Source organism: Cryobacterium sp. TMT4-10, assembly GCF_004403275.1.
In the GTDB taxonomy this organism is placed as follows: domain Bacteria; phylum Actinomycetota; class Actinomycetes; order Actinomycetales; family Microbacteriaceae; genus Cryobacterium; species Cryobacterium shii.
Map to the genome: position 1 here is coordinate 1 of NZ_SOGU01000041.1, position 18213 is coordinate 18213.

The following is an 18213-nucleotide window of genomic DNA, read 5'->3' on the forward strand; positions in this document are numbered from 1 at the left end:
CTACTCGCCCTCGCCGCCGGAATCTGGCACAACTGGCTCCTCGGAACACCCAACAAACGATCCCTCATCGCCTACGACCATTAGGACTCACTCATCTAGCGGGCCGCGCTCCCGGATTTCCGGTTCGGAGTAGCCGAACATGTCGGCGAACCGTGAATTGGAGTAGGTGAACCGGCCGTCTTCGATCAGCACGATCCCGACCAGCGACTGACCGACCAGCCCGCGAAACTTCGTCTCGACCTTGCGCAGGATGCAATCGCACCCCATCACCAGCTGAGGTCGGCCGATCGCCGTCTCGATCTCGACGAACGTGTCCTCCAGCTTCTCCGCGAGGCCCACGCCGCGGGCCGCGGGCCGCGCGCCGCGCGCCGCGCGCAGAACCAAGCCCTCTTCGATCGCGCAGTAGAAGGTCAGGCTGCCGTCGGCGTTGGCCGATCGGATGGCGCGCAAGTATTTGGTTCCCGCGATCATGACGACCATCGGGCATTCTGCGTAGTGCTGGGCGGTCAGTTCCGCCACCGGCACCCCCACCAGTTGCGCGTAGGCCTCCGCCGCCGGCCGCCCATCGATTTCGTACACGACCCGGCGGTCGGCATCCGCTCTCGTGACGACGACCCGGTCGTCGGTCGGAACAAAATGGTCGGTCTTGAACGTGCGGAAAGGCAGCATCGTGCTGATCAGGACCAGAACCGCACTACCGGTTCGGAACGCGCCGTCTGCACAGACGCAGGTCTCGGTGAACTGCATGCCGTCGCCCGACGAACCGCCGAGCACGAGAATTCGACCCAGCCCGTTCTGCACGGCGCGGCTGACCTTTTCTGCGCGCACGGACAGGCCCATCGATCAACAGGTACGCGAAGGTGTTGCTGCCGCCGGCCAGCGGCTCGGCGCGGTCAAGTTGGCGCAGAAGGTGCTGCGTGAGGTTCTGGGCCTGGGCCGGTTCAAACTGGTGAAGCTGGTGCTGGGCGCCGCTGACAACCTTGAAGCTGCCCGGGGGGAAGCTCGCTCCGGTGATGCTGTGGTCCAGATAGCCGGACGGGCCGATTTCACCCGCGGTCGTGCAGCCGACCACTTGCACGCCGACGAAGAGCCGCTGCAAATCGGAGGCCATCAGGTCGAGGTCATACTGCACCGAACAGAAGAACATCACCAGCGCGGTGTCGGGGTGGGCGACGCCGGCGTGGAATTCGCGGGCGGCTTGCCGGGTGTCAGACGCGGTGAACTGCGCCCGGCGGATCCCCGGCGCGGCCTGCGTTCCCGTCGTGCCGTTCGACCAGTCGGAACGCTCGAAGCCGGACAGTACCTGGGCTTCGCTGACGCTCATCATGGTTCCTGTCGCAAGGGCGGCCGGCTTCACCGCCTGACCCGAATTTATCAGTCGGGCCCCGCTCCGCCTGGACCCCGGACGGGGGTGCTTGTCCCCCTAAATGAGGACCGCGCCGGTACCCCTGCCCGGCAAAAACCCCCTCCTGCCCGATCCCCACCAAGACGCCTGATCTTGGACGCCTGACCCGTCCGATCAGGTTCCTGGCTGGTCTCAAGGCAGACTCGAACCCGAGAGTTCCCGTTCCGGTCGAGAGTGCCTGCTGTAGCGGTCACTCTCGACCGGAACGGGAACAGTCACCGGCGGGGCGGCAGGCGGGGCGGCAGCCACGGCGGCAGGCGGGGCGGCAGCCACGGCTAGTGGACGAACTGCACCATGGGCTGCACGGAGGGAGCCGGCTTGGAGAACAGGTAGCCCTGGCCGAAGCGACAGCCCATGGCTTTCAGCAGGTCGCGCTGGTTCGTCGTCTCGATTCCCTCCGCGACGACATCCACATGCAGAGAATCCGCCAGACGCAGGATGCCCTCCACGATCGCGCGATCGTGCTGTGAGCGTTCGAGATCGCGAATGAACGTCAGGTCGATCTTCAACAGGTCCACGGTGAACGCCCGCAGGTGGGTGAACGAGGAGTAGCCGGTTCCGAAATCGTCGATGGCCAGCCGCACCCCCAGTCCGCGCAGTTCCTGGAAGGTCTTCGCGGCCGAGTCGATCGCTTCGAGCACAGCGCTCTCGGTCAGCTCCAGCCATAACTGCTCGGGCGGCAGGCCCGACTCGTCCAGCGCGCGCTTCACGACCTGGCCGAAGTCATCCTGCACGAATTGCCGGGCCGAGACGTTGACGCTGACCGCCATCCCCCGCTCCAGCGCGTTCGCCGCGCGGCAAGCCTGGCCGAGCACCTCGGTGCCGATCTGCTTGATCAGCCCGACCTCCTCCGCGATCGCAATGAAATCGCCCGGCTGGATCACACCGCGCGCGGGTCGGCGCCAGCGCGCCAGGGCCTCCGTCGCCACGACCGTGTTCTGCTGCAGGTCGACGATCGGCTGGTACCACGTCTCGATTTCGCCCAGTTCGACCGCGTCGCGCAGCGCCAGCTCAGAGTCGAGTCGCTGGTGGATGCGAGTGCGCAGGTCGTCGTCGAAGATCTCGTAGCGTGCGCGCCCTCGACCCTTCGCCAGGTACATCGCCTGGTCCGCGTTGTGCAGCAGCGTCTCGGCATCGTCCTGGCCGAGACCGAAGGCGATGCCGATGCTCGCATCGACGGATGCGGTCTGCTCGCCCACCGCGATCGGGATCGCGATGGCCCTCTGGATCGTCTCCGCGATCTTCTCCACGTCAGCGCCGCTGCCGACGTCCGGGCAGATCACCACGAACTCGTCTCCCCCGATGCGGGAGACCGTGTCGGTGGAGCGGACACTCTGCCGCAGACGGATGCCAACCTCGGTCAGCACCGCGTCGCCGGCCTGATGGCCGAGGCTGTCATTGACGAACTTGAACCGGTCCAGGTCGAGGAACAGCACCGCGACCCCCAAACCCCGGCGCGACGCCTGCAGCAGAGCCTGGTTCAGCCGGTCCAGCAGGAGCAGCCGGTTGGGCAGGTTCGTCAGCGGGTCGTGGAAGGCCAGGTGTTCCACCCGGGCTTCGGCGAGACGACGGGCCGTGATGTCCTCCAGCTGGTACAGCAGCTGCCCGGTCTCCTCGCTTTCTTGAATCTCGGCGATACTCACCTTGACCCAGGTCTCCTCGGCGTCGGCACGTCGCATCCGTCGGTCCAGACGCTGACGGGTGGACGGAGCGTTGACCGCGCCGTCGACCAGCTGCCCGGCTTCGCCGCCCTCGTCGCCGTCGCCACCGACTTCGACACCCAGGAAGATCGCCTCGATCGGCTCGTTCACGACCGGGGAGGACCGACCGGCCAGGTCGAGAAGTCGCCGGTTGGCCTCCAATACCGTGCCGTCGAGCGACACGATGGCCGTTCCCAGCGGCGAGGAGTCGAAAGCGGCCTCGAACCTTGCACTGGCCGCGGACGCGGCATTCTCTGCCATCCGCAGCGCGGTCACGTCGGTGACAGTGGCGAGGTGCCCGATCACTCCCCCCGCGTCCCGGATCGGCGCGGTACTCACCTGAACCCAGTTCACCTGCCCGGTCGGGGTGTAAAAACGCAGGCTGGTCTCGTAGGGCGCGCCCTCGCCCGCGGCGACCTGCCACTCCCGCAGCACCCGGTCAGTGTCGTCGGGGTGGATGGCCGACGCCCAGCCGTCGCTGCGTGACTGGCTCTTGGTGAGCCCGCTCAGAGCCAGCCACCGGTCGTTGGCGTCGACCAGGCCGCCCGCCGCGTTCAGTTGCACGATGCCGACCGGGGCGATCTTGATGAGTGCGTGCAGCGTGTCGGCTGTTTCCGCGAGCTGGTGCGTGCGGCTCTCGACCGTCGCCTCCAGGGTGTGGTTGGCCTCGGCCAGAGCCTGCATCGCGCCGTCACGCTGCCGGTCGAGTTCGAGCAGCCGCCGGGCCGCCACCCAGACCAGCGCGCAACTCAGCAACGTCATGCTCATGATCAGCAGGGCCACGCCGAACGCCGAGCCGAACCAGCCTTCACGCTCGGCCCACAACCGGAGCCAGCCGAGCAGGAATGGCCCGAAGACCAGGAACGGGATCACCTGGCGGAGCAGGCGCCCCGCGCTCCCGCGGTCGCGGAGGAGACCGGACAGCCCGAGAGACGGGCGCTGCAGCATGATGGATACCGACAGCACGGCCAGGGCCAGTGCCGTGGGCAGGGCCATGCTCGTCAGGCCGGCGACGGTATAGAGCGAAGACACCCCGTAGGCATACCCGAGTACCGCGACCAGGCTGACCCCGAGCGCGGCCAGCACGAGGGTGAGCATCACGGTGGTGCGCTCGAACCGGCTGGCGACGACGGATGCCCCGAGCAGCAGCAGGGACATCGCCGTCGCGGGCGCCATCCGGGCGGCCTGGCCACCGAAATCGATCCCCGGCAGGAGCACGTCAATGCCGAGGGAGGCGCCGAGAATGTACTCCGCGAGGGTGAGGCCGCCGATCAACCCGACCGCCAGGCCCAGGCCGAGAACCGCCCGCCGTCGATCGAGTGCGAGCACGGCGACGGCGAGCAAAACGAACGCCAACGCCGGCATGGGCTTCATGGTCCAGAGCCCCGCGACGGAATCGGGCACGGTGGCGACGCCCAGATACCAGCCCACGAGAACGATGAGCCCGAGGACTCCGACCGAGGCTGCACCGACCCGGCTGATTACACGCATCCGCACATTGTCCCTCTGATCCCGACACGCCGGATGTCGGTTGATGCCTTTATCTTACTGGGATCGGGGCCGGAAACGCGACGCGGGTTTGACGGCTCTACGCGCCGGCCCAGATGTTGGCGACCATGTCGTGGGTGTAACCGTCGGGACCCGCGTTCACATACCGGGTGGCCAGCCAGATGCCGTCCCGCAGGAAGTGCGACTCCCCCTGGGTGCCGCCCGCATTCACCCCTTCGACGATGCACCGCATCCCGCCGAGTTCCTCGTAGCAGTTCATGCCCGCGGCGACCAGCCGCGCCTGGACGGCCGCGCTCTGCTCGGGCGTCACCCAGACCAGGTTCGTGCTGACACCGGTGCCGGATCCGCCGGCCGCGCTCCCCCAGACGCAGGTGAGCTTGTCCGCCGAACCGTCGATCAGGGCGCCGAGTTCGGGGTCGTCCGTGCCGCGGCGCACGCCGGCGTCGGCGCCTTTCACCCAGGCCGGGTTGAGCACGAGATCGCCGAAGGCCGCCACCATGGCGGGGCTGTACAACGCCTCGCAGGACGACGGATGCGGCCCGGTCGTGATCGGCGCGGGTGGCGCCACCGCCACCGGGGTGGGCGTGGACGTGGGGTGCGGTCGCCCGGCCGAATCCTCTGACCTGGCCTCACCGGACAGGTAGACGATGACTCCGACCAGCGGGACGATCACCAGGATGCCGATCGCGGCCAGAAGCGCGCGCCGCCGTCCGCTGCCTGTGCCGGAACCGTACATCGGACTTTCAGCACCCATGCGAGACCCCCCCCCNCCATGCGAGACCCCCCCCCTGACTTTTGCGATCAGCCTAGCCGGAACCGAGGACACGACAACGGGGTCCGGCGGGTTAAAGCCGGATGGCCCCCTGCCGAAGCAGGGGGCCATCCGTGGAACCTGAACTAGTGGCTAGTTGTAGGTGCCGGGGGTGAAGTCATCCGACGAGAAGCTCTCGAAGTCGACGAAGCTCAGGTCACCCTCGTTGAACGCGGCATCATCGGTGAAGATGCGGTTCGGGTAACGCTCAGCCTTAGCTTCATCCGTTGCCTCGACGGTGACGTCGCGGTAACGGGGGAGGCCGGTGCCGGCCGGGATCAGCTTTCCGATGATCACGTTCTCCTTGAGGCCCATCAGCGGGTCGCTCTTGCCTTCCATGGCCGCCTGGGTCAAAACCCGGGTGGTTTCCTGGAAGGAAGCGGCCGACAGCCAGGACTCGGTTGCCAGCGAAGCCTTGGTGATACCCATGACTTCCTGACGAGCCGAGGCCGTCTTCTTGCCCTCGGTGAGCGCGGTGCGGTTGAGGTCGTTGTACTTCAACCGGTCGACGAGCTCGCCCGGGAGCAGGCCGGTGTCGCCGTGTTCGACGACGGTCACCTTGCGGAGCATCTGGCGAACGATGACCTCAATGTGCTTGTCGTGAATCGGCACGCCCTGCGAACGGTAGACATCCTGCACGCCGCCGACGATGTGCTTCTGCACGGCGCGGACACCCTTGACCCGGAGAACTTCCTTCGGGTCGACGGCGCCGATGATGATCTGCGTGCCGAGCTCGACGTGCTGGCCATCCTCCACGAGGAGGGTGGAGCGCTTGAGCACCGGGTAGGCAATCGGCTCATCGCCGTTGTCGGGGGTCAGGATCACCTTGCGGCTGCGGTCCGTGTCTTCGATGGTGATGCGACCGGCGGTGTCGACGATCGGCGACGCACCCTTGGGGGTACGAGCCTCAAACAGTTCCTGCACGCGAGGCAGACCCTGGGTGATGTCGTCGGCGGATGCCGATCCACCGGTGTGGAAGGTACGCATGGTGAGCTGCGTGCCGGGCTCACCGATGGACTGTGCGGCGATGATACCGACGGCCTCACCGATGTCGACGAGCAGCCCGGTGGCGAGTGAACGGCCGTAGCAGACCGCACAGACACCGACGGCCGACTCGCAGGTCAGCACCGAGCGCACCTTGATGTTCTCGACACCGGCCTCGACCAGCTTCTGGATCATCACGTCGCCCACGTCGGCGCCGGCTTCGGCCACAACTTCGCCCTTGGCGTTGACCGCCGGGGTGGCGAGGCTGCGAGCGTAGACCGCGTTCTCCACGTTGGGGTGACGAACGAGCTCACCCATCGGGTTGATCTCGGCGATCGGCAGCTCGAGGCCCTTGGTCGTTCCACAGTCGTCTTCACGGATGATGACATCCTGCGAGACGTCCACGAGACGACGGGTCAGGTACCCCGAGTCAGCGGTACGCAGAGCCGTGTCGGCCAGACCCTTACGAGCACCGTGAGTAGCAATGAAGTACTCGGCGACGGACAGGCCTTCGCGGTAGCTCGAGATGATCGGGCGAGGGATGATCTCACCCTTCGGGTTGTTGACCAGGCCTCGCATACCGGCGATGTTTCGCACCTGCAGCCAGTTACCACGAGCACCCGACGTCACCATGCGGTTGATGGTGTTGTCCTTCGGGAAGTTCGCCTGCATGGCCGTGGCTACGTCTTCGGTCGCCTTCGTCCAGATCTGAATGAGCTCCTGGCGACGCTCGAGGTCAGTCGTGAGACCCTTCTCGAACTGCGACTGAACCTTGGCGGCCTGCTTCTCGTAGCCGGCAACGATCTGCGGCTTGTTCGGCGGGGTCAGGATGTCGCTGAGCGCCACGGTCACACCGGAGCGGGTAGCCCAGTAGAAACCGGCGTCCTTGACGCGGTCCAGCGTCGCGGCAACCTCCACCTTCGGGTACCGCTCGGCGAGGTCGTTGACGATCGCCGAGAGGCTGCCCTTGTCGGCGACCTTTTCGAAGTACGGGTAGTCGACCGGCATGGCCTCGTTGAAGATGGCCCGGCCGAGCGTCGTGGTGACCAGGGTGACACCGACAGCTTGACCGCCCACGAGTTCGACGCCGTCAGGCTGCGTGCCCTCTTCGAAGTACTTGTCGGCCAGGCGAATGCGCACCTTGGCGTTGAGGTCGAGCGACTTCTGGTCGAAAGCAAGGATCGCTTCCGCAACGGAGGAGAACGCGCGGCCCTCGCCGATGACGCCTTCCTTGAGCGTGGTCAGGTGGTGCAGACCGATGATCATGTCCTGGGTGGGCAGGGTCACCGGGCGGCCGTCTGACGGCTTGAGGATGTTGTTCGAGGCGAGCATCAGGATGCGCGCTTCGGCCTGGGCTTCCATCGACAGCGGCAGGTGGACTGCCATCTGGTCACCGTCGAAGTCGGCGTTGAACGCGGCACAGACGAGGGGGTGCAGCTGGATGGCCTTACCCTCCACGAGCTGAGGCTCGAACGCCTGGATACCCAGACGGTGCAGCGTGGGCGCACGGTTGAGCAGCACGGGGCGTTCGCGGATGATCTCCTCGAGCACGTCCCAGACCTGCGGGCGTGAACGTTCGACCATGCGCTTGGCCGCCTTGATGTTCTGAGCGTGGCTCAGGTCGATCAGGCGCTTGATCACGAACGGCTTGAACAGCTCGAGTGCCATCTGCTTGGGCAGACCACACTGGTGCAGCTTGAGCTGCGGGCCGACGACGATGACCGAACGGCCGGAGTAGTCGACGCGCTTGCCGAGCAGGTTCTGACGGAAACGACCCTGCTTGCCCTTGAGCATGTCGCTCAGGGACTTGAGGGCGCGGTTACCGGTACCCGTGACGGGGCGACCACGCCGACCGTTGTCGAACAGTGCGTCAACGGCCTCCTGCAGCATCCGCTTCTCGTTGTTCACGATGATCTCGGGGGCACCGAGGTCAAGCAGACGACGCAGGCGGTTGTTGCGGTTGATCACACGACGGTAGAGGTCGTTGAGGTCGCTCGTCGCGAAGCGGCCACCGTCGAGCTGCACCATCGGGCGCAGTTCGGGCGGGATCACGGGGACGACGTCGAGAACCATCGCGGCCGGCGAGTTGCCGGTGATAATGAACGCGTTGACCACGCGGAGGCGCTTGATCGCACGGATCTTCTTCTGGCCCTTGCCCTCCGCGATCTGCAGGTGCAGGTTTTCGCTTTCGGTGACCAGGTCGAAGGCCAGCAGGCGCTTCTTGATGGCTTCGGCGCCCATGTAGGCCTCGAAGTACATGCCGAAGCGGTCCTGCAGCTCGTGGAAGACCGAGTCCTCAGGCTTGAGGTCGCCGACCTTGAGGGTGCGGAAGTCTTCCCACACGCGCTCAAGGTGAGCGATCTGCTCGTCGAGAGACTTGCGGACCTGGCTCATCTCCTTTTCGGCGGCGTCCTTGGTGCGCTTCTTCTGGTCGCTCTTGGCGCCTTCGGCCTCCAGTGCGGCGAGGTCGGTCTCCAGTCGCTGCAGACGGTCGGCGATCCGGGAATCGCGCTGACCCTCGATGGTCTTGATCTCGAGGCGGAGCTCGTTCTCAAGGCCGGGCATGTCCTGGTGGCGGCCGTCTTCGTCAACCGTGATGACCATGTACGCGGCGAAGTAGATGACCTTTTCGAGGTCCTTCGGAGCCATGTCCAGCAGGTAGCCGAGACGCGAGGGGACACCCTTGAAATACCAGATGTGGGTGACCGGGGCGGCGAGCTCGATGTGGCCCATGCGCTCACGGCGCACCGACGACTTCGTGACCTCTACGCCACAACGCTCACAAACGATGCCTTTGAAGCGCACTCGCTTGTACTTTCCGCACGAGCATTCCCAGTCCCGTGACGGGCCGAAGATCTGCTCGCCGAACAGGCCGTCTTTTTCCGGCTTGAGCGTGCGGTAGTTGATGGTTTCGGGCTTCTTGACCTCACCGTGAGACCAGCGACGGATGTCGTCGGCGGTCGCAAGGCCAATGCGAAGCTCGTCAAATGTGGTTACGTCGAGCAATTTCTCTCCTTGGAAAGTATTCGAAGTGTTCGTCATCGGCCGGGCCTAGATGTCGTCGATCGAGGACGACTCAAACCGGGTGGAAATGTTGATGCCGAGTTCTTCCGCAGCGCGGAACACCTCGTCATCCGTGTCGCGCAGGCTGACGGCGGTTCCGTCGGAAGACAGCACCTCCACGTTCAGGCACAGCGACTGCATTTCCTTGATCAGAACCTTGAAGCTCTCCGGGATGCCGGGCTCCTGGATGTTCTCGCCCTTGACGATGGCCTCGTAGACCTTCACGCGGCCGAGGATATCGTCAGACTTGATCGTCAGGAGTTCCTGCAGTGCGTAAGCGGCTCCATATGCTTCGAGCGCCCACACCTCCATCTCACCGAAACGCTGTCCACCGAACTGCGCCTTACCACCCAGCGGCTGCTGCGTGATCATGGAGTAGGGGCCGGTGGAACGGGCGTGGATCTTGTCATCGACAAGGTGGTGGAGCTTCAGGATGTACATGTAGCCCACGGAGACCGGGTTCGGGAACGGCTCGCCGGAGCGGCCGTCGAAGAGCTGGGTCTTGCCGGTGGAGTCGATCAGGCGGTCGCCGTCACGGGTCTTGGTCGTGGAGTTCAGCAGACCCTCGATCTCGACCTCGAGCGCGCCGTCGAACACCGGGGTCGCGACCTTGGTGTTCGGGGCTGCACTGTGAGCGGCCTCGGGCAGACGGCCGGCCCACTTGGGCTTGCCTTCCACCTGCCAGCCCTGCTTGGCGATCCAGCCCAGGTGGGTTTCCAGGACCTGGCCGAAGTTCATTCGACCGGGGATGCCCAGCGGGTTGAGGATGATGTCGACCGGGGTTCCGTCGGCGAGGAACGGCATGTCCTCGATCGGCAGGATGCGGGAAATAACACCCTTGTTGCCGTGACGGCCGGCGAGCTTGTCACCCTCGGTGATCTTGCGCTTCTGAGCGATGAAGACGGCAACGCGCTGGTTGACGCCCGAGCCGAGCTCGTCGTCGCCATCCTGCGAGTCGAACACCTTGACACCGATGATGGTGCCGCGCTCACCGTGGGGAACCTTCAGCGAGGTGTCGCGAACTTCGCGGCTCTTCTCGTTGAAGATGGCGCGCAGCAGGCGCTCCTCGGCGGACAGCTCGGTCTCGCCCTTGGGCGTGACCTTGCCGACGAGGATGTCGCCGGGGCGAACCTCGGCACCGATCCGGATGATGCCGCGCTCGTCGAGGTCGGCGAGCAGGTCGGGCGACACGTTGGGCAGGTCGCGAGTGATCTCTTCCTTGCCCAGCTTGGTGTCGCGAGCGTCAACCTCGTATTCCTCGATGTGAATCGAGGAGAGTGTGTCGTCCTTGACCAGGTTCTGGCTCAGGATGATCGCGTCCTCGAAGTTGTAACCCTCCCACGGCATGAACGCGACGAGCAGGTTCTTGCCGAGCGCGAGCTCGCCGTTCTCGGTGGCGGGGCCGTCGGCGATGACTTCGCCGACTTCGATCCGCTCGCCGGCGGTGACGATCACGCGGTGGTTGTAGCTCGTGCCCTGGTTCGAGCGGGCGAACTTGCGCAGGTAGTACTCCTGCGTTCCACCCTCGTCGAGCTGGATGGTGACGACGTCGGCCGAAACCTCCATCACCACGCCGGCCTTGTCGGCGGTGAGCACGTCACCGGCGTCGATGGCCGCGAAGACCTCCATGCCGGTACCGACGAGCGGGCTCTCGCTCATCAGGAGCGGGACGGCCTGACGCTGCATGTTGGCACCCATGAGGGCGCGGTTCGCATCGTCGTGCTCGAGGAACGGGATGAGCGAGGTGGCGACGGACACCATCTGGCGAGGCGAAACATCCATGTAGCCGATGTCTTCCGCGGGGAAGAGGTCAACCTCTCCACCCTTCTTGCGGGCGAGAACACGGGCATCAGCGAAGCGCCAGTCCTTGGTGAGCGGCGCGTTCGCCTGGGCGACGATGAACTCGTCTTCTTCGCTGGCCGTCAGGTAGTCGATCTGGTCGTTGAGGACCACTCCATCGACGACGCGGCGGTACGGGGTCTCAATGAAACCGAAGGCGTTGATCCGCGCGAACGAGGCGAGCGAACCGATCAGGCCGATGTTCGGGCCTTCCGGGGTCTCAATGGGGCACATCCGGCCGTAGTGCGAGGGGTGAACGTCTCGCACCTCGACGCCGGCGCGGTCACGGGACAGACCACCCGGGCCCAGCGCGGACAGGCGACGCTTGTGCGTCAGTCCGGCGAGCGGGTTGTTCTGGTCCATGAACTGCGACAGCTGCGAGGTACCGAAGAACTCCTTGATCGCGGCGACGACGGGGCGCACGTTGATCAGGGTCTGCGGGGTGATCGCTTCGATGTCCTGCGTGGTCATGCGCTCGCGAACGACGCGCTCCATGCGGGACAGGCCGGTGCGGACCTGGTTCTGGATGAGCTCGCCGACGGCACGGATGCGACGGTTACCGAAGTGGTCGATGTCGTCGATGTCGATGCGGATGTCGGTGGGCTTGCCGTCGCGGATCCCGGCGATCGTGGTCTGGTTGTCGTGCAGCGCAACCAGGTACTTGATCGTGGCCAGGATGTCCTTGAGCGTCAGCACGGAGTCGCCGAGCGGCGCTTCGAGGCCGAGCTTGCGGTTGATCTTGTAACGACCGACCTTGGCCAGGTCGTAGCGCTTGGAGTTGAAGAAGAAGTTGTCGAGGAGCGCGCGGGCGGCCTCGGCGGCAACCTGTTCGCCCGGACGCAGCTTGCGGTAGATGTCCTTGAGGGCTTCTTCCTTGGTCAGGATGTTGTCCTTCTCAAGGGTGAGCTCGATGGACGCGAAGCCCTTGAACTCTTCGAGGATCTCTTCGCTCGTGAGGCCGAGGGCCTTGAGGAAGACAGTCACCGACTGCTTGCGCTTGCGGTCGATGCGAACGCCGACCTGGTCGCGCTTGTCGATCTCGAATTCGAGCCAGGCGCCGCGGCTCGGGATGACGCGAGCGGAGTAGATGTCCTTGTCGGACGTCTTCTCCTGCTGGCGGTCGAAGTACACGCCGGGCGAGCGGACGAGCTGCGAGACGACGACACGCTCGGTGCCGTTGATCACGAAGGTGCCCTTGGGGGTCATCAGCGGGAAGTCACCCATGAACACGGTCTGGGTCTTGATCTCACCGGTGAGGTGGTTCATGAACTCAGCGTTCACATAGAGGGGTGCGGAGTAGGTCTTACCCTTTTCCTTGCACTCGTCAATGGTGTACTTCTCCGGCTCGAGCTCCGGGTTGGTGAACGACAGCTGCATCGTTTCGCCGAGGTCCTCGATCGGGGAGATCTCTTCGAAGATCTCGTCGAGGCCGGTGCGGGTCGGCAGGTCCTGACGACCGGCCGCCTGGCCTTCAGCAATGCGCTGTTTCCATTTGTCGTTGCCAACGAGCCAATCGAAGCTCTCGGTCTGCAAAGCGAGCAGGTCCGGAACAGTCAGATTGTCGGTGATCTTCGCGAACGAAAGACGCCCAGCGGCGCGTCCGTTCTTGGGTGAATTGGTGGTTGCGTTGCGCGCAGCAGCCAAGGAAATAACCTCCGTAGACCCCGTCAGGTCTAGTCACTGTTAGAAATGAATACCGAGTACCAGTAATGAATACTGAGTACGAACTCCTCAGACCCTCTGTGTTCAAAAGTTCTGGAACGAGGTATGCGTCAAGGTGGCTTGAGCACGCAAAGCCGACCGCAATATGAAGGCATTAATTTGTCTGGGAGCGCAAAGGTCAAGTGTATGCGGCTTATACCCCTGTTGTCCACCGAATTCTTGACCGTCTGCAAATTCTCAGGTATAAGTCGGGTCCCACCGCGGGGCGACCTCCGTGCCCGCCGCGGCCGGGGAGGGCGCAAACTGGAGGGATGAGCAGGCCTGCAGCAGAGCATCCGTCGATCACCCTGAAACTGAGCGGTCACCACGCCGTGATCGAACCCGACCGGTTCACCCCGGGCAGCTTCAACCTGATCGTGGACGGCACCCCGCAGTCGAACGTGAACCTGGACAACCCCGGCGACCTGTTCTTCGAGTACGTGCAGCGGATCGGCCACGTGATCGACCTGATCGGCGACGTGGGCGAGCCGATCACGGCCGTGCACCTCGGCGCCGGCGCGCTGACGCTGCCGCGATATGTGGAGGCCACCCGCCCCGGTTCGCGGCAGCAGGTGGTGGAGCTGGAGAGCGACCTGATCGACTTCGTGCGGGCGGAGCTGCCCTGGGACAAGCGCGCGAACCTGCGGGTGCGCCACGGCGACGCGCGCGAGGTGCTGGCCAAGCTGCCGGCCGGGCTGCACGGCGCGGTCGACCTGGTCGTCGTCGACATCTTCTCCGGGGCGCGCACCCCGGCCCACGTCACCAGCCGGGAGTTCTACAAGCTGGCCGCTCCCCTGCTCAGCCCGCGCGGGGTGCTCGTCGTGAACGCCGCCGACGGGCCCGGACTGCCGTTCGCGCGCTCGCAGGCCGCGACGCTGTCGGCCGTGTTCGCCCACGTGCTCGCCCTCGCCGAGACGCAGGTGCTCAAGGGGCGCCGGTTCGGCAACATCGTCTTCGTGGCCGCCCACACGCCGATCGACACGACCTGGGTGCAGCGGCTGCTCGCCGGCGGGCCGCACCCGTCGAAGGTGGTCGAGGGCGCCGAGCTCGCGCAGTTCATGGCCACCGCCATGGTGACGACGGATGCGACGGCGACCCCGTCCCCGCTGCCCGGCCGCACGGTCTTCCAGGTCGGCAACTGAGCCGCCGCCTCGTCGCGCGTGATGGGCGTGATGGGCGTCATGGGCGTGATGGGCGTGATGGGCGTCATGGTGGCTAATTCAGGAGATCTCGCGGAGGCGGGCTTCGGGCATCCGTCTTTGCGCGGCCCTGCAACTTGTCCAACGGGTATTTCCTGAGTTAGCCACAGCTGGCGGGTGGATATCCCCTCAACGGGTGCCTGACCTAGCTCGGCAGGGGGCTCCCGGCGGCTTGGGGCTAACTCAGGAGATCCTACGGGAGCCGACTCCGGGCATCCGTTTCTATGCGGCGCGGCGGGCTGCCGGGCCGGTATCTCCTGAGTTGGCCACAACTGGCGGGCGGATATCCCCTGAACGGGGACCGGCCTCGCCCGGCCGGGGTTAGTGTGGACGGGACCACGTTCCTCCCGCGGCAGCTGCCGCCTTCGCCTCAGGACCACACCCTGCCCATCATCACTGGCTACGACGCCGTCACCCTGCGTGAAAAAGTCGACCTCCATGCCGCCGAACTGCGCCTCGACGAGCTCGGGGCCCTGCGCAGCCAGTCCGCCCTCAACGAGAAGGTCACGCTGCTGCGGCTGATCGGCCGGCTCGACGAGGCCTGGGACATCGCCAGCACGGCCCTGCGCCAGGCCCGGTTCACCGGGTCGCGGGAAGAACTCGCGAACTGCCGCATCCGTCGTGCGCAGGTGCAGCAGTTCATGGGCAAGCTCGACGAGGCGGCCGCCGAGCTGACCCACTGCGTTCTCGAATCCGAGACGCACGAGTGGACCGCCGTGGCCGCGTCCGCCCGGGAGAACCGGGGCAAGGTCTACTTCGAACAGGGCGAACTCGAGGCGGCTATGGCCGACTTCACGGCGGCGGTGTTCCTGCAGGAGAAGGCGGGCGCCACCCCCGCACTGCTGGAGAGCGCCCTGATCGCGGTTGCCGTGGTCGAGTCGTACATCGCCGAGGGCACCGCGCGCAGCTGACTCCGGCGCCCCGCACCCGCACCCGGCACCCCGGCACCCCGAACGTAACTCCTGCAATTTGTGCGCGCCAGTTGTGCCGAAGCCGGAATCACGCGGCCCACGCCGGCACCCCGAACGGTTTTGCAGGAGTTATGCACGGGAACGGTGCCCGACCCGCAGCCGAAATCCGGGGCATGCCGGAACGTGCAGAGGACAGCACAGGACACCCGGCGCGAAACGAGGTAGGACATGAACGGGCGGATGCGTCCCGGCGGCCGAGGGCGGATGGTCGCCATCGCCGTGGGCCTGGCGCTGGTGCTCGGCGCGGTGCCGCTGCTCAGCGCCTGCACGTCAGGCGCTCCGGCGCCAGCGAGACCCCGGCCCGACCTGATCCGTCGCAAACGGGGTCGCCTGCCGGCGGCAGCGGCGGCACCAGCGGCACCAGCGTGCCGCCGGTTCGCCCGGTCGGGGACCCCGTCGTGATCGCGTCCGGGCTCGAGGCGCCGTGGTCGATCCTGCGCCTGCCCGACGGGAGCACCCTGATCAGCGAGCGTGACACGGCGCTCGTTCGTGAGCTCCTGCCCGACGGCACCCTGCGGGACGCCGGACGGGTCGCCGATGTGCGACCGCAGGGCGAAGGCGGCCTGCTCGGCCTCGCCGCCCTGGCCGACTCGGCCGCACCGGGCGGGACCGGCTGGGTCTACGCCTACGCCACGACCGCCGACGACAACCAGATCGTGCGGATGCCGCTCCTCGGCGCCGCGGGCAGCCACACCCTCGGCGACCCGGAACCGGTGCTCCGCGGCATCCCGAAGGCCGGCAACCACAACGGCGGCCGGCTCGGATTCGGACCGGACGGCCTGCTCTACGCCACCGCCGGGGACGCCGGGAACACCGCCAACGCGCAGAACCTGAGCTCGGTCGGCGGCAAGATCCTGCGCATGACGCCGACCGGTGGCGTACCGGCCGGCAACCCGTTCGGCACCCTCGTCTACTCCTACGGTCACCGCAATCCGCAGGGCATCGCCTGGGACAGCACCGGGGCCCTCTGGGCCAGCGAGTTCGGCCAGAACACCTGGGACGAACTGAACCGCATCGTTCCCGGCGGCAACTACGGCTGGCCCACCGTCGAGGGGAGGGGCACCGGCCAGGCCAATGATTCCGGCTTCATCGACCCGGTCGAGCAGTGGCCCACCAGCGAGGCCAGCCCCAGCGGCCTGGCCGTCGTCAACGACACCCTCTTCATGGCGGCTCTCCGCGGCGAGCGCCTCTGGCGCATCGTTCCCTCCACAGGCGAGGTCGACGACTGGTTCGCAGGCAGCTTCGGGCGACTGCGTGATGTGGTGTCCGGCCCCAATGGCACACTGTGGTTCGTGAGTAATAACACGGATGGCCGCGGCACACCCTCCCCCGGCGACGACAGGCTCTACCAGGTGAGGGTGGCGCCCTGATGGCCGACCTCGACCGAGTGCGACACTGGGCCGACGCCCTCATCGCCCTGCACCTCGACCCCACCTGGTCGTTCGCGTTCGACAACGCGAAGAAGCGGGCCGGCCTCTGCAACTTCACCGCCCGGCGCATCACCGTGTCCCGGTACCTGGCCGCGCGTTACGAGGATGACGAGGTGCACCAGATCCTGCTGCACGAGGTGGCACACGCCCTCGCGGGGCCCCGCGCCGGCCACGGCCCGAAGTGGAAACTGACCGCGTTCAACCTCGGCTACGACGGCAAGCGCACGCACGACGGGGAGATCGCCGACGAGCTCGCGCCCTGGGTCGGCACCTGCCCGGCCGGGCACGTGCACTACCGCTACCGCCAGCCGACCCGCGCCTTCGCCTGTGGGCTGTGCGGGCGCGGGTTCGACCGGGCGTTCCTGATCAACTGGACCCGGCGCGAGATCACCGCGGTGGCCCGGAGACGCGCCGCGGCCGCCACCGGCAGCTGAGGTGGCCAACACCGGCAGTGCGTTGGAACCCGGGGCGGCACCGAAGGCCGCAGCCCGAGAGCCTCGAGCCGCGCGCCACCCGCCGAGCAACCGCCCGGCGCATCACGGGCGACTCTGAGACCGCTACTCAGCGACCGCTACTCGGAGACCCGGACTTCCTTCCAGAAGGCGATGTAGTTGCTGTAGTCCTGGCCGACCCGGGCGAAGGAGGCCGCCGGCGGGGCCGGGTAGCTGAACGCGCGGTCCTGAAGCAGGGTCTCGCCGTCCAGGACACTGAAGTACTGGCACTCGCCCTTCCAGGAGCAGGTGTACCGGGTCGGGCTCTTCACGAGCAGGTCCGCATTCACGCTCGTCGGCGGGAAGTACCAGGTGCCCTCGATCTTGAGCAGGTCGGACTGGGGTGCTTCGGCGACTACGACGCCGTTGAGTACTGCCTGCATGGGAGCTGCTCCTTCGATTCGAGGCGACCGTTCCGGACGGGATTCCGGACGGGATTCCGGTCGTGCTGGAGCAAACCTCAGACGGGGAAGGCGAATTCCCGCACCCGGGAGATTCCCGGCCGGCCGGCTCCGGCATCCGTCGTCGACAGGTCTGGCGCGAGCGCGGCCTGCACCTCGGCCTGGCGCCCGTCTGCGGCGAGCGCCAGGCCGGTTTCGGAGGCGGTGACGAGGTGGCGCACGGCCCGCTGGAGGCCGGAGAACGCGGCGGACGCGGCGGCCGCCTCGGGTGAGCAGTGGTCGATGCCGAGCGCGGACAGGGCGTCGATCACGGCCCCGGCGACCAGGAAGTCCTCCACCGCGAACCGGCCGCCGCCATCGGCGCGGCGCCCGCCCACGGCGATCACGGCGACGGCGAACCGGTCGCCCTTCTCGGTCTGGCGGGCGAGCACCCACTCGGCGACCCGGGAACTGGTGTCGAGGTTCGCCGTGATGACCTGGTGCGCGGCCAGCGACACCGTGGGGCCGGCCTCACCCGGTGCGGGCGGCAGGGCGTCGGCCAGCACGACCACATCCGCCGCACCGGCGAGGGCCTCGAATCCGGCCAGGCCGACGTCGAACCGAACCTGGTACTTCTGCTGGGGCTGGGCGTTGATCACGCCACAAGGGTAGCGGGGCGCGGGGGTCCGGGGCGCGGGGGTCCGGGGGTCCGGGGGCCGGGGCGCGGGGC

12 protein-coding genes are annotated in these 18213 nt (G+C 66.7%); 4 read left to right on the plus strand and 8 right to left on the minus strand.

Going from position 1 to position 18213, the window contains the following annotated elements:
* Positions 1-87 precede the first annotated feature (87 nt).
* From E3T42_RS06415 to rpoB, 6 genes are all read right to left on the minus strand, one after another.
* Positions 88-801, minus strand: a complete 714-nt coding sequence (locus E3T42_RS06415) for an FIST N-terminal domain-containing protein (protein ID WP_241975880.1) — start codon at positions 799-801, stop codon at positions 88-90.
* A complete protein-coding gene (locus E3T42_RS17260) occupies positions 695-1324 on the minus strand; it encodes an FIST N-terminal domain-containing protein (protein ID WP_241975877.1) in 630 nt (209 codons plus the stop codon). The genes E3T42_RS06415 and E3T42_RS17260 overlap by 107 nt, the downstream gene beginning before the upstream one ends.
* 356 nt (positions 1325-1680) lie before the next feature.
* A complete protein-coding gene (locus tag E3T42_RS06425) occupies positions 1681-4596 on the minus strand; it encodes an EAL domain-containing protein (protein WP_134402683.1) in 2916 nt (971 codons plus the stop codon).
* Between the two features lie 97 nt (positions 4597-4693).
* Positions 4694-5368 carry a hypothetical protein gene (locus E3T42_RS06430; protein ID WP_134402684.1) on the minus strand — a complete coding sequence of 225 codons (675 nt, stop codon included), beginning with the start codon at positions 5366-5368 and terminating at the stop codon, positions 4694-4696.
* 150 nt (positions 5369-5518) lie between these two features.
* Positions 5519-9415, minus strand: coding sequence for a DNA-directed RNA polymerase subunit beta' (locus tag E3T42_RS06435; RefSeq protein ID WP_134368344.1), 3897 nt, complete (start codon positions 9413-9415; stop codon positions 5519-5521).
* Positions 9416-9460: 45 nt separating this feature from the next.
* Positions 9461-12955, minus strand: a complete 3495-nt coding sequence (gene rpoB, locus E3T42_RS06440) for a DNA-directed RNA polymerase subunit beta (RefSeq protein ID WP_134368343.1) — start codon at positions 12953-12955, stop codon at positions 9461-9463.
* Between the two features lie 329 nt (positions 12956-13284).
* Here rpoB and E3T42_RS06445 point away from each other — a divergent pair, with 329 nt between their 5' ends.
* The 4 genes from E3T42_RS06445 (at position 13285) to E3T42_RS06460 (ending at position 17046) form a co-directional block, all read left to right on the plus strand.
* Entirely contained in the window at positions 13285-14154 is an 870-nt protein-coding gene (locus E3T42_RS06445) for a spermidine synthase (protein ID WP_134368342.1), read from the plus strand.
* 383 nt (positions 14155-14537) lie between these two features.
* Positions 14538-15122, plus strand: coding sequence for a hypothetical protein (locus tag E3T42_RS06450; protein ID WP_241975878.1), 585 nt, complete (start codon positions 14538-14540; stop codon positions 15120-15122).
* Between the two features lie 425 nt (positions 15123-15547).
* The gene (locus E3T42_RS06455; RefSeq protein ID WP_241975879.1) at positions 15548-16552 is read left to right on the plus strand and encodes a sorbosone dehydrogenase family protein; all 1005 of its coding nucleotides are present in this window, start codon (positions 15548-15550) and stop codon (positions 16550-16552) included.
* Positions 16552-17046 carry a SprT-like domain-containing protein gene (locus E3T42_RS06460; RefSeq protein WP_134368341.1) on the plus strand — a complete coding sequence of 165 codons (495 nt, stop codon included), beginning with the start codon at positions 16552-16554 and terminating at the stop codon, positions 17044-17046. The genes E3T42_RS06455 and E3T42_RS06460 overlap by 1 nt, the downstream gene beginning before the upstream one ends.
* 137 nt (positions 17047-17183) lie before the next feature.
* On the opposite strand, the gene E3T42_RS06465 is transcribed toward E3T42_RS06460, so the two are convergent.
* Together E3T42_RS06465 and E3T42_RS06470 are read right to left on the minus strand one after the other, a co-directional pair.
* Positions 17184-17486, minus strand: a complete 303-nt coding sequence (locus E3T42_RS06465) for a DUF427 domain-containing protein (RefSeq protein WP_134368340.1) — start codon at positions 17484-17486, stop codon at positions 17184-17186.
* A gap of 77 nt (positions 17487-17563) precedes the next feature.
* Entirely contained in the window at positions 17564-18142 is a 579-nt protein-coding gene (locus tag E3T42_RS06470; RefSeq protein WP_134402685.1) for a 2-phosphosulfolactate phosphatase, read from the minus strand.
* Between the last annotated feature and the right edge of the window lie 71 nt (positions 18143-18213).